General features: G+C 62.7%; 9 protein-coding genes and 1 pseudogene. 4 read left to right on the forward strand and 6 right to left on the reverse strand.

Going from position 1 to position 15,684, the window contains the following annotated elements; genetic code table 11:
- Positions 1–119: 119 nt before the first annotated feature.
- Positions 120–1,100 carry an AraC family transcriptional regulator gene (locus XI05_RS05205; protein ID WP_271499368.1) on the reverse strand — a complete coding sequence of 327 codons (981 nt, stop codon included), beginning with the start codon at positions 1,098–1,100 and terminating at the stop codon, positions 120–122.
- A 438-nt stretch (positions 1,101–1,538) separates the two neighbouring features.
- On the opposite strand from XI05_RS05205, the gene XI05_RS05210 reads away from it, so the two are divergent.
- From XI05_RS05210 to XI05_RS05220, 3 genes are all read left to right on the forward strand, one after another.
- The gene (locus XI05_RS05210; RefSeq protein WP_271499371.1) at positions 1,539–4,790 is read left to right on the forward strand and encodes an outer membrane protein; all 3,252 of its coding nucleotides are present in this window, start codon (positions 1,539–1,541) and stop codon (positions 4,788–4,790) included.
- 123 nt (positions 4,791–4,913) lie between these two features.
- Positions 4,914–5,744, forward strand: a complete 831-nt coding sequence (locus tag XI05_RS05215) for an outer membrane protein (RefSeq protein ID WP_271499374.1) — start codon at positions 4,914–4,916, stop codon at positions 5,742–5,744.
- A 275-nt stretch (positions 5,745–6,019) separates the two neighbouring features.
- A complete protein-coding gene (locus XI05_RS05220; RefSeq protein WP_271499376.1) occupies positions 6,020–6,742 on the forward strand; it encodes a GrlR family regulatory protein in 723 nt (240 codons plus the stop codon).
- 81 nt (positions 6,743–6,823) lie between these two features.
- On the opposite strand, the gene XI05_RS05225 is transcribed toward XI05_RS05220, so the two are convergent.
- Both XI05_RS05225 and XI05_RS05230 read right to left on the reverse strand, forming a co-directional pair.
- Entirely contained in the window at positions 6,824–7,828 is a 1,005-nt protein-coding gene (locus tag XI05_RS05225) for a hypothetical protein (RefSeq protein ID WP_271499378.1), read from the reverse strand.
- Positions 7,829–8,103: 275 nt separating this feature from the next.
- Positions 8,104–8,260: pseudogene (locus tag XI05_RS05230) on the reverse strand (transposase); the annotation flags it as partial.
- 311 nt (positions 8,261–8,571) lie between these two features.
- Here XI05_RS05230 and XI05_RS05235 point away from each other — a divergent pair.
- Positions 8,572–11,844, forward strand: a complete 3,273-nt coding sequence (locus XI05_RS05235) for an adenylate/guanylate cyclase domain-containing protein (protein WP_271499381.1) — start codon at positions 8,572–8,574, stop codon at positions 11,842–11,844.
- Between the two features lie 304 nt (positions 11,845–12,148).
- Here the strand turns inward: XI05_RS05235 and XI05_RS05240 are convergent, their stop codons facing one another.
- The 3 genes from XI05_RS05240 to XI05_RS05250 are packed head-to-tail and all read right to left on the reverse strand — an operon-like array spanning position 12,149 to position 15,668.
- The gene (locus XI05_RS05240) at positions 12,149–12,862 is read right to left on the reverse strand and encodes an ABC transporter ATP-binding protein (RefSeq protein ID WP_271499384.1); all 714 of its coding nucleotides are present in this window, start codon (positions 12,860–12,862) and stop codon (positions 12,149–12,151) included.
- Positions 12,859–14,628, reverse strand: coding sequence for a branched-chain amino acid ABC transporter ATP-binding protein/permease (locus tag XI05_RS05245; RefSeq protein ID WP_271499387.1), 1,770 nt, complete (start codon positions 14,626–14,628; stop codon positions 12,859–12,861). The genes XI05_RS05240 and XI05_RS05245 overlap by 4 nt, the downstream gene beginning before the upstream one ends.
- The gene (locus XI05_RS05250; protein WP_271499390.1) at positions 14,625–15,668 is read right to left on the reverse strand and encodes a branched-chain amino acid ABC transporter permease; all 1,044 of its coding nucleotides are present in this window, start codon (positions 15,666–15,668) and stop codon (positions 14,625–14,627) included. Before XI05_RS05250 ends, XI05_RS05245 begins: the two co-directional genes overlap by 4 nt.
- Between the last annotated feature and the right edge of the window lie 16 nt (positions 15,669–15,684).

Genomic DNA, 15,684 nt, shown 5'->3' on the forward strand with positions numbered 1-15,684 from the left:
CATAGGTGGATAGATGCGAGTTGGACGCGCCGCGCGACCTACCCATCGGTGTGCTGGTACAAAAGTGGCTCATGGTCGCGGTGGACGCGAGCCAGCGGATCGTCGGACTGCGCGTCCGATCACATCGGCTCGCCGACATCGCGGCGATAATGCCTCGGCGAAGCTCCGAAGCGGCGGCGGAAACAGCGGTTGAAGTAGGACACCTCGTTGAATCCGCAGGCATAGGCGATATCGCTGATCTTCGATCGGTTGTAGCGCGTGTCGAGCAGCATCTTTCGTGCCTTCTGCAGCCGCAGCTCGGTGACACGCTCAGTAAAGCTCGATCCGGTCTCGTGTAGCAGTTCCTGAACGTAACGCGGCGAAAGCCCTAATTTGCGCGCAAGTTCGTTTGGCGAAAACGACGCATCAGCGAAACGCGCCCTGATATTCGCGATCACGTCCTGCAGCCGCGCGGCACGCAAGCCGCGGCGCGTCGCGAGTTCGGCTGAATCGCCGCGGGCGCCGAGGGCCAGCGCGACCAGATCGATGAGATGCGTGCCGATATTATCCCTCAGCTGAGGGTCGGCATCGATGTCGGAGTCGATGACGATGGCGAGATAGCGCTCCAGGTGACGCAAGGCCGGCGATCCAGCCAACGGCGTCAAGGCAAGGTCCTCGAAATTCGGCAGCCGCTCGGCCAGCAGCGCGCGCGGCACCGTGATGCCGCGAAAGGCGATCGGCCCGTCAAGTTGCGACGCGATCGGCGCGGCGTTGGTATAGAGCATCGCCTCCCCCGCGCCGCGAATGGCTTCGCGGCCTTCCTGCCTGATCAGCGTACTCACACCGTTGAACGTGGTGCCGATGATGTAGTCGCCGCGGGTATCGGCTTCGACGTGACGCTGGGTACGCACTGCCGTCTGAATATTAGCCTCAAGCTGGGTGACCGCGATATCGCCGAGTTTCAGAAATTCGGACCGCGAGTAAAACGGCGCCTCGGGAAAGAACGAAATGTCTGCCGCGCACAAATGATCGGTGAACAGGTCGAGCCACAGCCGCTGGCGCGCACCTGCGTCAAGCTGAGCGGGAAGCTGATCCGAAGCGAATACGACCTTGGACATCATTGCACGGCAAAGCTGTGGATGTAACGCGATACCGCCGCAGAGTTGATCGCGGCGCAAGCGCTACCAATGCGGTAAAGCGCCGCACGCTCTGCCGGAATTGATTGAATGTCGCACGAGTCCAAGTCGGGCGCGCCGCTGGCAAACTTCGTGACGCAGCGAACCCGTAAATGTATCCACCGAGCAACATGGCGTCCGAAAAGGGCAGACGATGCGGAATCGTCCAACTCGGGTGCAGGCCAGGACAAGAAGCCGATGGCCTTGACGTGTCAGTAACTTGGCCATCAAACGAAGGCGGCAAGGGCGTGATGCGCTACGCCTGGTGACGGGCGCGGTTCCTGTGGTTTTGGAGCAGCTGCTTTGGAATTGGAATTGGAATTGGGGGTTGGAGTGAAAAAGCTGACATCACTGACGGGCGCCTCATTGGCAGGTGCCTCGATCATGGTTTCTGCAGGAGCGCTGGCCGCCGACCTCACTGTGAAGGCGCCGCCCCGACCGGCTTGGGTCGATAGCTGGGCCGGGCCTTATATCGGCGCTTATTTCGGCGCGGGCGCCGGAAGTGTGACGGAATCCTCGACGGGCAGTTTCGGTAGCAGTTCGGTCTCGACAAACGCCGGCGTGGTGACGTCGAGCTCGACCTTGGTCGGGACGACTGCGAGCAATCTTTCGGGCGACGTGACCGGTTCGATGGTCGACCTGTTCGCGGGGTATAATTGGCAGGCCGGGAATATCGTGGCGGGCGGGCAGGTCGAAGGCACCGTCTTTTCCGATGTCGCGTTGAAGCCGTTCGGCAACCAGACGTTCAACAGCGTCAGCACCAACGTGCTGCTTGGTGCGGTGACCTCAACGACTGCCGGCTCGGCGATCGTGCAGAGCAACCAGCAGCTGCGCTCGCGAGTCGGGCTGATCGGTCGGATCGGTTTTCTCGCGCGTCCGGATCTGCTGCTATATGGCCTCGGCGGCCTCGAGCTCGGTCACTTTACCTTTGCCGACAGCGCTGATCCTTTTGGCGGCGACAACAACAAATGGGTGGCCGGCTACACGGTCGGCGCCGGCGGCGAGTTGAAGCTGACCGGTAATTGGTCGCTGCGCGGCGAATACCGGTACCTCAATTTCGGCTTCCACCGGAGCGCGGCCGCCAGCGCAACGGCCAGCTCGGCGACGGGCGCAACCACGTTTGTCTCGACCAACAGTGAATCCTCCTCCTCACGTACAAGCGCCGATTTCCACCTTGCCAAGATCGGTCTGGTCTACCAATTCGGTGATTCCGGGCCGCTGTCCGCAATGGCGGCGATACCTCCGGCAACGCGCGGGGCTTCATTCGCAAGCGGCTGGGGTGACAGCTGGGCCGGCCCCTATATCGGTGCTTACTTCGGCGCCGGCGCCGGGCGGGCAAGGCAGACCTCCACGAGAATCGACGACGAAGGCAGTGTCAGCGTCCCCGGCGGGTCGTCGGCGTTCACGCAATCGGGATTCGGCAATCTCGCCGGCGACATGACCGGTTCGATGGTCGATCTGTTCGCGGGCTACAATTGGCGAACCGGCAATGTCGTGGTCGGCGGGCAGATCGAAGGCACCTTGTTCAGCGACGTCACCACGAAGACGGTCGGTAACGAGGCATACAGCTCGGTTTCGAGCGACAACGGCGTCGTCACCTCGACAAGGTCGGGGACGAACAGCATCGAGGACCGGCAGCAATTGCGCTCGAACGTCGGCGTGATCGGCCGGGCCGGTTATCTGGTGACACCGAATGTGCTGCTGTATGGCCTCGGCGGCCTGGCGCTGGGGCACCTGACCTATCCCGACGGTTATCCCGATTCGGAAGTGCAGGTCGGCGGCAAGAACGGCAAATGGGTGGCCGGTTATGTCGCGGGCGCGGGCGGCGAGGTCAAGTTGACGGACAGCTGGTCGCTGCGCGGCGAATACCGCTACATGCATTTCGGATATGACCGCAACGAGCCGTCAGGCAACTCGCAGACGTCCGTATCGGGTGGCGGCACCACCACGTCCACCAACAGCACCGTCAACCGGCGGCATATCGACGCCGATTTCCACGTCGGCAAGGTTGGACTGGTTTACCAATTCGGCGCGTCAGGCTCGCGGTCGGCGATGGCGGCACTGCCGGACCCGGCCTGGAGCGACGGCTGGGCCGGACCCTATATCGGTGCCTATTTCGGTGCCGGTGCCGGACGTGCCGCGGAAACCATCGCAACGAACAACAGCAGGACCAGCACGACCACCATCGTCGGGACCACGACCTCCACCAGCGCTCAATCGGCGAGCGGCCGTCCCGTCGGCGACGTGACGGGCTCGATGGTTGACCTTTTCGCGGGCTACAACTGGCGCGCCGGCAATGTCGTGGCCGGCGGGCAGATCGAAGGCTCGGTGTTCTCCGACGTTACGTTCAAGACCATCGGTCCTCAGACATTCACTTCAGTCGACACCTCGAACGGAGTTGTCACCTCGACGTTCTCGGGCTCGCAAACCGCCGCGAACCAGGTCCAGCAGCAGCTGCGTTCGAACGTCGGCGTGATCGGCCGGGCCGGTTATCTGGTGACGCCGAACGTGCTGCTCTACGGCCTCGGTGGTCTGGCGCTGGGGCATTTCACTTACGCTGACGGGGACCTCAGCCGCGGCGAGTCCAATGGCAAGTGGGTGGCCGGCTACACGTTGGGCGCCGGCGGCGAAGTGAAGCTGACAGGCAATTGGTCGCTACGCGGCGAGTATCGCTATGCGCATTACGGCTTCGGCCGCAACGAATCCAGCAACTTCGGATCGAGCTCGCAATCGACCGGATCCTCCAGCACCTCTGTGTCCACCGACAGCACCAATCGTCAGATCAATGCCGACTTCCACACCGGGAAGATCGGCATGGTCTACCGGTTCGGTGAAGGCGGACCGCGCTCGGCCATGGCGGCACTGCCTGGCGCTCCCAGCGACCACTGGGCCGGCCCCTATCTCGGCGCCTATTTCGCTGCCGGCGCGGGCCGCGCCCGACAAAACCTCGCGTCGACGGCCGACTCTGCCCAGCAGAATTTCAACGGCGCCGTGCTGACGACGAATTTCGTCGGCAGCACGACCACCCGCGGCAATGCCGTGGGCGACACGACGGGCTCGATGGTCGATCTGTTCGCAGGCTACAATTGGCGCGCCGGCAATATCGTGGCCGGCGGTCAGATCGAAGGCACTCTGTTCTCCAACGTTGCGTTCAAGACGGTCGGCGAGCGAACCAGCAATACCCGACAGGTTCTCAACGGCGTCGTGACTGCAAGTGTCAATCAGGCAACGATACAGGCCAGCGAGCAACTGCGCTCGAACGTCGGCGTGATCGGCCGGGCCGGCTATCTCGTGACCCCGAAGTTGATGCTTTACGGCCTCGGCGGCCTGGCGCTGGGCCATTTCACCTTTCCCGATCCCGGCAATGCCGACGGGCCCAACGGCAAGTGGGTGGCGGGCTATACGGCCGGCGCGGGCGGCGAGTTCAAGCTGACGCAGCGATGGTCACTGCGCGGCGAATATCGCTACATGCATTTCGACATCGACCGCAACGAGACACGGACCAGCTCGAGCACGCAGGTCTTGGGCGCTACGACGATTCTGAGGTCCAATGCGGACAGCACGTCGCGAAAGACCGGGGCAGACCTCCACATTGCGAAGATCGGCGCCGTCTATGGCTTCTGCTATTGCGACTAGAAGCGCGGCGGCAAACGCGCATGCAGATGGTGGTTGCGATCACCTCTATGAATTAGGTCGGCGAAAAGCCGCTAGTCGATCGTTCCATGGGAGCGCCGCCTCTCGGCGCAATTGAGGGAAGTCATGAAATCCATCGTCTCCGGTACTCTCCTGGTCTCGGCTCTCTGTCTGTCCCAGGGCGCCGTCGCGGCCGATCTCGGCAGGGCTTACACCAAGGCGCCGCCCGCGCCGGTCGCATTCAGCTGGACCGGTTTTTATGTCGGCGTGCATGGCGGTTATGGCTGGAGCGATCCGACCGCGACGTTCGATCCGGGCGCGCTCGCAACCGGGACGGTCCCCGGCTATGTCGTCACGGGTGGCACTGGGCCGTTCTCCCTGGATGTGAGTCCCAAGGGTGGATTCGGCGGCGGCCAAATCGGCTACAACTGGCAGTCCGGCACGTTTGTGTACGGTCTGGAAGCGGACGTCAGCGGCGCAGCCATCAGGGAGACGGCGAGCCGCCCCTTCAGCGTCACTGGAACGATCGGCGGCGACAATGGCGCCTTCACCGGCGTATTCAATCTCAGGCAGGAAATCGATGTCTTCGGCACGGTCCGCGGACGTCTCGGATACGCGGCGAACAATCTCTTGATCTACGGTACCGGTGGCTTCGCCTGGGGCCACGTCAAGAACAGCATCTTCACCTCCAATCTCGCCACGCCGAATATTGCCAATTTCAACGGCTTCTTCCCGGCCCTGACGCGAAGCGCGTCCTCGTCGGAGGTCCAGGTGGGTTTCTCCGCGGGTGGCGGCCTTGAATGGGCTTTCGACCCGCGCTGGACGCTCAAGGCCGAGTACATCTACATCAATCTCGGAAAGTCGAACGGCAATGCTCTTGCGTTCCCCGGAGCGTCCTTCTCGGACACCGAGGTTCAGCTTCATACAGCCAAGGGCGGCATCAACTATCGGTTCTGATTGAATTGATTTGGTGGTGTTTAGCGGTGGTAGCGCAAGCGCGCCTAGTAGCGAGCCGCGGAGAGCTGGGCGAATGCCCAAATGCCAGAATACGACCGTAGCGTGACAGCTTAGGGCCAGCTTGGCCCTCCGGGCTCGTAGCACCAAATTGCAATCTCGAACCGAGAAATTGCTTTGCCTGGCACCACCTGTATAAACACGCGTATACTCCCCTACGATGGTTCCGAGTCTAGCCGCTGAGCAGAAGACGAGTCCGAGTCAATCGTTGGTGCCGGATGAACGAGTTATCAAGCGCTTTCGACGGCCTCTTCAAAAGCGAATTTTCGATCAACCAAGCGGTTGGACGGAGCGTCACGTACGTGCGCCAGGGCAAGCTGCTGGGCGGCAATTCAGGGTTTGCTCATATTGGGAATTACCATGTCGACGGGGACTCAATCCGTGTCGATGTGACCAGCCGACGACACAATTTTGGCGCCGATCATCAGTCTTTGCTTGGTTCCGACGTCTCGTCAATTTCTGTCGTTGGAAGGGCGGTTGGTAAGGCGTTTCACTTCGAGGGCAGTTCCCCACAGGTGCCGGGTGCCGTTTTTCGATCCATCATGACCCCGCTGGATGAAACCGACCTTCCGCCGCCTGGGATGATTGGTGAAGGTGGCATTTCCAACGGATTGTACTCGATCCATCTAAAAATCTTGGACGGCGTCGCCGGCGGCCTCACTGGGGTCATGCTGTTAAACAACGGCCGTATCTTGGGTGGCGATGCTTTCTTCTACTATCTGGGGTCATATTCCTCCTCCAACGGTCGATGGAGAGGACAGATGGTCAATCAAGAGCATACGCCAGCGCGAGGGGAAGACCCGGTATTTGGCGGACACGAGATTGGAATTGGTTTTTCGGGGACGTGCGATGCGAAGGGCGGTATCCTTGAGGGCACGGCGCTTGCGGGCAAGCGCAGCATTAGGTTCGAAGCTGGTCTGGAATTAATCTGCTCTGCGTAAGGAAGCGCGAAAGCTGATGGGCGCAGCCGGGGCGAACCTGGAAGATCGGTTTCGCTCCGATTGGGCGCCACCGCGGTTCAACTACGGAAGTCCTTGTGTCGCCGTAAACGGATTGAACCCCCGTTCTGCAAGAGCAGCCCACGAAGCAGCGCCAAGATGTGGCAAGCGGAAATAGAGTCGTGGCTTGGCCGGATCGGTATCCAGCATAAACCCGGTCGGGAGCGCTCGGACACTCGTGGCATAGAACCCGCCATCCGGCGACCTCTGGGATTCGATGACAACGATCAGCGATTTTGCCTCCGCAGTCCTGCCGAGCAATTTCAGCAAGAGCGCCATTTGGCTTGTCCCTTCGGTCCACACACCATCTCGGTCTTCACCGTATGAATAGCCCCCGTCGACACTCATTCGCTGTTCGGCGGTCGAAATGGCCGATGCAAATTTCCTGGCCGCTCCGGGGAGCGCCGTTAACGGCCAGACTTGAGCATCAAGGGCCAACATCGGATTGCGCGTGACACCGTCTTCGGCGGTGCCTGCGGCGAAACAGCCGCATGCCGGATCCCACATCGTATCCACGAAGCGCTCGGCAGCTGTTGCCATGTCTCGCCAGCGCGATTCGCCTGTGCGGGTTGCAAGAAGGCCAAACGCGGCGGCGAGATCAGTATTGTGTTCAGTCGATTTCCATGTCCGCAACTCGGGCGTCGGTTCGTGCCCAAACGTACCGCCCGTGAAACCGCCAGTCCCGCGCCGGTCGGCCCATTGCGCGACCCAGCTGCCAAGCCGTGCTGCACCGTCGCGGAATCGAGACCCGGTGTTCACATCGTCAATCGACAGCAACGCCAACATGGCCCACGCGATGTTACCGTTATCGCTGCCGACCTGATATCGATCCTCCAACCACTTGTTCTGCGTGTTGTCCCACCACCCCGGAAGTTTGACAGGGCCATTCGCCACCACACCCCCGGCGTAAGCGTTCCGGAGCCGTCCATCATGCCAGGTCCGGTCATTGTCGATGGCCCAGAGAATCGCCGCGCCGATGCGACGTGCTTTGTCTTGCTCACCGCAACCGACCAATGCGATGGCGGCCACCGCATTGTCATAAAGGTATGCGGCGCCATGGAGAGGCCCCGAGTTCACAGTCGGATAGCTGGGCAAGAATAACGGCCCTGGCGGTGCCTTGTCGATCAGGCCAGCGAGGTACCCGCATGCAGACGCTTCTGGTGTTGCCAGAGCCCGTCCTGGAGTGGCGACCACAATGATGATGAAAGTCGTTAGGATCCATACCAAGGTTGTTATTCGGGCCACTTGCCGTTCTCCGGGTGGACGCTGATCCTATACCCATCGGCGAGGTCTGGAAGTGGCAGTCGCCAGCGAATGAACCGATTGTAGCAGGTCGGGTACGGACCGAAGTTCTCTGGCACGTCGCGCCACGGCGGCCCGGATCACAAGACCCGGACGATGCCATTGAGGACACGCCGGTCATTCACACGTTGCACGCCGCCCGGCTTATTTCAGCAGCATCGGCTTAATGGCAAACCGCTCGTAGTCCGTGAGTTCGTAGCGTACGGTTCGGCCCCTTCCGTTGGCGGGCTTGAATCATGGCTCGGCTGCCAGGCTCAACAGGTCGCTATGCACCAGGAAGCAGACCTATTATGCTCACCTTGAGCTTTGACGTTCGTGACCCATGGGAGAAAGTTGCCCGGCCGACTGCTCGTGGAGGCAGTAGCAACGTCATCGGCCTACGCAGGCCTAGCCGGTCGGCCCTACTTGCGGAAATTTCCTGCTTGATCCAGCAACACCCCCACGCCAGATTGCGATCGGTCGAGGAGCGAATGCAGCAGATCACAGAGTGGCTGGAAACGCTGGGCATGTCCGCTTACGCCCAGCTGTTTCTTGAAAACAGGATCGATATCTCGGTCTTGGGTGATCTTGACGACCACGACCTTCGGGAACTGGGCATCGTCCTTGGCGATCGCAAGAAGATCCTGCGTGCCATCCGTGAGCTGCACGCGTCCGAGAAAGTCGCCAGCACCACCACGTCGGCGCAATGGGCGGCTGAGGAGGCCGAACGGCGTCAGCTGACCGTCATGTTCTGCGACCTCGTCGGCTCGACCGCACTGTCGACGCAGCTCGATCCGGAGGACTTGCGGAAGATCATCGGTGCATATCACCGGACCTGCGCCGCAGTCGTCGAACAGAACGGCGGGTTCGTTGCAAAATACATGGGCGACGGCGTACTGGTTTATTTCGGTTATCCGCAGGCCCACGAGCATGATGCGGAGCACGCGGTGCAGGCAGCACTTGGAGTCGTTGCTGCGGTGGGAAAGCTCGAAACGGCAGCCCCCGGTCGACTGCAGGTGCGGGTCGGGATCGCAACGGGGCTGGTCGTTGTCGGAGACATTGTCGGCTCTGGAGAGGCGCAGGAGCGGGGCGTTGTGGGCGAGACGCCGAACCTCGCGGCCCGTCTGCAGGCAATCGCAGAGCCCGGCATGGTCGTAATCGCGGATGCAACGCGACGGCTGGTCGGCGATTTGTTCGTACTGAGGGGTCTTGGGCCGCAACAGCTCAAGGGGCTCGCTGGACCGGTTCAGACCTGGGCCGTCGAAGACACCAATGCCATCCATGGCCGTTTTGAAGCCCTCTATCGCCGCGGATTGGGAGCCCTCGTCGGGCGCGAGCGCGAATGTGCGGTTCTGGAGCAGAGCTGGTCCAGAGCTCGAGCTAGCGAGGGGCAGGTCGTCCTTATCGCCGGCGAGGCCGGCATCGGGAAATCGCGCCTAGTGGCAGCCATTCTGGAGCAGGTCGCCGCGGATGCGCCGACGGAGCTGCGCTACTACTGCTCTCCGCAGCATACCAATTCGGCGCTTTACCCCATTCTCAAGCAGATGGAGCGGCGCGCGGATTTCACGCGAGACGATGATCGGAAAGCGCGGCTTGACAAGCTTGACGCAACGCTCGGTCATACATTGCCGTCTGTCGCACACAGGGCGGCGCTTGCCGACCTGCTCCAGCTCGGCAATGACGGCCGGTATCCGATCAACGACATGACGCCAGCGCAGCGCCGCCAACGAATACTCGAAGCGATCGTGCTGGATATTGGGAGCCAGGCCCGGTCCAACCCGGTTCTCATGATTTTCGAGGATTTGCACTGGATCGATCCGTCCAGCCTCGAACTGCTGGGCCAGCTCGTCGACGCGATTGTTGCCCGTCCGGTATTGCTGGTCGCGACGTTCCGGCCTGAATTTCCGCCACCCTGGGCCGTTCGGCCTCATATCGCGGCGATGACTATCAACCGGTTGGATGCGCGCAACACGGAAGCTCTCCTTGATGAGGTCATCGGCGAGCGCCCCCTCCCGGCACACATTCGCAAGGAGATCATCGATCGCGCCGACGGAATTCCCCTGTTTGTGCAGGAGATGACCAAGGCCGTGCTCGAGGCAGGCTCCGGAACCGATCTCGTCGGGGCAATTCCTGCGGCTACAAGCCGCGTGCCGGCCACTCTTCAGGCATCGCTGATGGCCCGGCTGGACCGGCTCGGTGACGCCAAGGAGGTTGCCCAGATGGCAGCCGCGATCGGTCGGGAGTTCAGCCGTGGGCTACTGGCCGCGATCGTGCCGCTGACGGACTCCGATCTGAGCCGCGCACTCGACCGGCTGGTCGATGCGGGCTTGCTGTTTCGCCAGGGCGAGCCACACGATTCGCAGTATGTCTTCAATCACGCGCTGGTGCAGGAGGCTGCTTACGACGCGCTCTTGCGCGAGAAGCGCCGCGCGCTCCACCTTGTACTCGCCGAGACCATAGAAATCGATTTCGCCGACGTTGCGGAGAGTCACCCGGAAGTGCTGGCCCGACATTGTGCCGAAGCTGGCCTGCTCGAAAAGGCCGCACAGCAGTGGAGCAAGGCGGGAAGGCGCTCGCTTTCCCGATCGGCTCTGGTCGAGGCGGCGGAGCAACTCGCCCGCGCCCTCGACCTGATTGCCGCATCGGCCGAGACCGCGTCGTCGCGCCGTGAGCGGATTGCGCTACAGATTGAACTTGCCAACGCCTTGATCCACACAAAAGGCCATGCCGCCCCCGAGACAAGAGCGGCCTTCGATCGCGCACGCGCCTTGATCGAGCATGCGGAGAAGCTCGGGGATGCGACGGAAGATCCCCTCGTGCTGTTTTCGGTGCTCTACGGGTTCTGGGTGGCAAGCCGAATGTCGTTCCACGCCGATGTGACGCGGGAGCTGGCCGCCCAATTCCGGTCTCTCGCCAAGCAAAGTCGGGCAGGTACACCGATGATGATCGGGCACCTCCTGATGGGAATTTCTCGCGTGCTCGCCGGAGAACTGGCTGCCGGCTCAGCCGAGCTCGATCAAGTGGTGGCAAGCTACCGTCACGCCGAGCACCGCCCGCTCGCGACGCGATTTGGCCATGATGTTCTCGTCTCGGCGTTGGCGTGGCGCGCCTTTTCACGATGGGCGCTCGGGTCCGTCGATGCCGCCACGGCTGACGTGGAGCGCGCGATCCGCGAGGCGCGCGAGCTTGGTCACGCTGCCACGCTGATGTATGCACTTGCCCATGTGTCCCTCACACTGATCTACATGGGCAGCCTCGACTTCGCGGGCGAGCTCGCTTGCGAGCTCATGGATCTCGCGGACCAGAAGGAATCGCGGTTCTGGAATTCCTATGGGAGGCTGCTTCGCGGCCGGGTGCTTGCCCTGGAGGGGCAGGACCACGCTGCCGCTGAGATGATCGAGGCCGGGATTTCGGACATGCGATCCACGGGCGCAACCGCCTATGCACCGTGGTATCTCAGCATTTTGGGAGCCACCTACGCCCGAACCGGAGGGCTTGAGGATGCGCAGCGCTTTACTGGTGAGGCGTTGTTGAGAATCAGCGAGAGCGGTGAACGCTGGCAAGAGGCGGAAGCCTGTCGCATCGCGGGAGAGGTGGCGCTCGCCTCAGCACCGCCCAGGTGGGAACAGGCGCGAGTTCATTTTGAAAAGTCACTGATCGTTGCGAAACAACAGATGGCTAAATCGTTCGAACGTGAGGCGACCAAAAGCCTCGCTCAACTCGCCCAAAAGCAAGGAGGCGGGTTGGAAAGCCGCGGTTGCTAACGTCCGCTCGTGCCCTTCTCGGAAGTCCGACGACGTCCGCTTTCGCCCCGCTGTTGGCGGACAAGCCGACATCAGGCGCACCTACTCTTGGCGATAGATCTTATGAGTACGCACCCTAAAGCACGATCTCATCGCGCTTTAGCGGCCGGACGCTGCGAGGGTGGCATAATGCCATTGTTTTGCCCGACGGGTCAAACGACTTTCGAAAAATCAGAAGACATTGCACCTCCGACGCCAAGCCGTTGATATTGCTGTCGGCGGCTACTGTGCATGGGGTTGTTTTTCGATTTATTTGTCCTGGGCGCTAATGTCCGCCGAGATAGGCGGTGATCAGTCGGGGATCGTGGATGAGATCCTTGGCTGGGCCGGACTGCACGATCTCTCCGGTTTCCAGGACGTAGCCGTAATCGGCCGTCTCCAGCGCGGCGCGGGCATTCTGCTCGACCAGCAGGATCGAAACGCCGAGATCGCGCAAGGAGGCGATGGTGCGGAAGATCTCGCGCACGATCAGCGGCGCAAGACCGAGACTCGGCTCGTCCAGCATGAGCAGCTTGGGCCGTGCCATCAGCGCGCGTCCGAGCGCGAGCATCTGGCGTTCGCCGCCGGACAGCGTGCCGGCCGCCTGGCGTTGCCGCTCCCTCAGCCGCGGGAAGCGGTCATAGACCTCGTCGAGCGTCTTCTCGACGCCGGAACGGTCGCGCAGGCTGTAGGAGCCGAGCAGAAGATTGTCGGCCACCGACATCTCGGAGAACAGCTCGCGCTTCTCCGGCACGAGGCACAATCTGCGCTCGACACGGTCCTCGACCGAGAGCTTCCCGATCTCGCTGCCCTGGAAGACCATGCGGCCTTTCGACGACAGCAGTCCGATTGCCGCCATCAGCAGCGTGGTCTTGCCTGCACCGTTCGGGCCGATCACGGTGACGATCTGCCCCTCTTCGACCGACAGCGAGACGTTGCGGACCGCTTCGACATTGTCGTAGCAGACCGTGACGTCGGACAAGGAAAACATCGAGCTCACGCGACGCCTCCGAGATAGGCTTCCTGCACCCGCGCATCGCTGCGGATCGCAGCCGGCGCGCCCTCGCAGAGCTTCGAGCCGAAATCCAGCACGACGATGCGATCGACCAGCGACATCACGAACTCCATGTCGTGCTCCACGATCAGGATGGTCAGGTGGTCCTCCCGCAGCGAGCGCAGCAGCTCGGCCAGCCTGAGCTTCTCCTGGCGACGCAGGCCCGCGGCGGGCTCGTCGAGCACCAGCAGGGTCGGATCCGCGGCGAGCGCCCGCGCGATCTCCAGGATGCGTTGGTTTCCGAGCGGCAGATTGCCGGCGAGCTCGAACGGCTTGTCGCCGAGACCGACGCGTTCGAGCTGGAGCAGCGCCTCGTGGCGGGCGCTCGCTTCCTCGCGCCGGTTGAGGCGGAAGGCCCCGCCGAACAAGCCGGCGGCGGTGCGGCCATAGGTGCCGAGCATCACGTTCTCCAGAAGGCTCATGCGCGGCCGCAGCTTGACGTGCTGGAACGTGCGCGCGATCCCGGCCTTGGCGATGCGGGACTGAGCGTCATGCGTGATCGCGCGCCCGGCGAAGACGATCTCGCCCTTGTTGACCCTGAGCGCACCGGTGAGGCAATTGAACATCGTGCTCTTGCCGGCACCGTTCGGGCCGATCACGGCGAGGATCTCACCCGCGCGGACCTCGAAGCTGACGTTGTTGACGGCGACGAGGCCTCCGAAACGGCGCTCGGCTCCGGCGACCTTCAGGAGAAGCTCGCCCGGCTTGGGTTGGGGACGGCGGGGCAGGGGCGGTGCCGGCGCCGGCCGCTCGCGCTTCAATTTCGGCAGGTAGCGTGCAAGATAGGGCACGATGCCTTGGCGTGCCCATTGCAGGAACAGAATGAACAGCGCCGAGAACGCGACGATCTCGAGCTGCCCGGACGCACCCTTGGCGATCAAGGGCAGATAGTCCTGCACGCTGTTCTTCAGCAGGGTGACGATGGCGGCGCCGACGACGCCGCCGAGAAGGCTGCCGGCACCTCCGACCATCGACATCATCAGATATTCGATGCCCATGCCGGCATCGAATGGTCCCGGGCTGATGAACCGGCTCATATGGGCGTACAGCCATCCCGAGAGCGAGGCCAGGAACGCCGCGGTCACGAACGTCACAAGCTTGATGCGGAAGGCATTGATGCCGAGGCTTTCGACCAGCGTATTGCCGCCGCGCAACGCGCGCATGGCGCGGCCAAGCCGGGAGTCCAGCAGATTGTAGCCGAGGAAGAGAACGACGGCGACGATCCCCCAGATCAGGAAATAGATCTGCGCGCTGGACACCAAAGCGAGCGATCCGATGCTGATCGGCGGGATCGACGAGATGCCGTTGAAGCGGCCGAGCCCGTCCAAATTGCCGAACAGGAAGCCGATCGCCAGACCCCAGGCGACGGTGCTGAGCGAGAGGAAGTGCCCCTGCAGGCGGAGGGTGACGAGGCCGAGAACGGTTGCGACGCCGCATGTGAGCGCCACGCCGAACAGCAGGCCGAGCCAGGGCGAATGGCCGTTCAACGCGGAGACCCAGGCGGTCGCGTAGGCCGCGACGCCGACGAACGCCGCCTGTCCGAACGAGACGATGCCGCCGACCCCGGTCAGCAGCGCGAGCCCGATGGCAACCAGCGAATAGATGCCGATGTAGTTCATCAAGGTGATGCTGAACGGGCTGAGGACGAAGGGAGCCGCAGCGAGACCCAACACGGCCGCGATGGCGGCGATCCGAACGTGAAGGCGCGTCATTCCTCGATCTCCTCCTCGGAATGCAGCGATGCGAGCGATCGCCAGATCAGGATCGGGATCAGCAGCGAGAAAACGATGACGTCCTTCAGCGCGCTGCTCTCGAACGATGCGAAGCTTTCCAGGATGCCGACGCCGACGGCGCCGATCGCAGCCCCCGGATAGCTGGTCATGCCGCCGACGATCGCACCGACGAATGCCTTGAGCCCGATCAGGAAGCCGGAATCGTAGAAAACCGTGTTGACGGGAGCGATCAGGATGCCCGATACGCCGGCCATCAGCGAGCCTAGCAGGTAAGCGATCGTGCCCGCGCGCGCCGGGCGGATTCCCATCAGCCGCGAGCCGGTCCGGTTCACGGCGGTGGCGCGAAGCGATTTGCCGACCAGCGTGAAGTCGAAGAAGAGATAGAGCAGGCCGCTGAAGACCAGTGCCGCCATCACGATCAGCATGGTCTGGCCCGAGATCAGGACGCCGGCGAATTCCATCGAGAGCGAGGTCAGCGGCTCGGTCCGGACGCCTTCGGGACCGAAGAACAGCAGACCCAGCCCGACGAGCGCAAAATGCAGCGCCACCGACACCGTCAGCAGCAGCAGCACCGTGCCGTCCGCGATCGGGCGGAAAACGATGCGGTCGAGAAGCGGAGAGATCGGCGTGATCAGCATCAGTGCGAGCACGAGCCTGACGGCGAGGGGTGGGTCCATGCGCGTCGCCAGCCAGGCGCAACCGACCACCGCAAGGGGGAGCACCAGATAGAAGAGAAGCGCGCGCGGGACGAGGCGGAGTTCGCCCGAGCGCGCCAGCGAAGCGATCTCGATCAGGGTCGCAAGGCAGGCCAGCACCACGACCAGCGCGCCCGTTCCGGGGAAGCGCTTCGCGTCGAGGGCCGCGAGCGTCAGCGCGGTGAAGGCCGCAATGTCGCCGAAGGGGATGAACACGACCCGCGTCACCGTGAATATGAGGACGGTGCCGATCGCCACCAGCGCATAGATGGCGCCGGTGGCGATGCCGTCGATCGCAAGAATGGCTGCGATATCGCTCGTCATTGAGCCGCTGTTCCCC

Source organism: Bradyrhizobium sp. CCBAU 11357 (genome assembly GCF_028128865.1).
Lineage (GTDB): Bacteria > Pseudomonadota > Alphaproteobacteria > Rhizobiales > Xanthobacteraceae > Bradyrhizobium.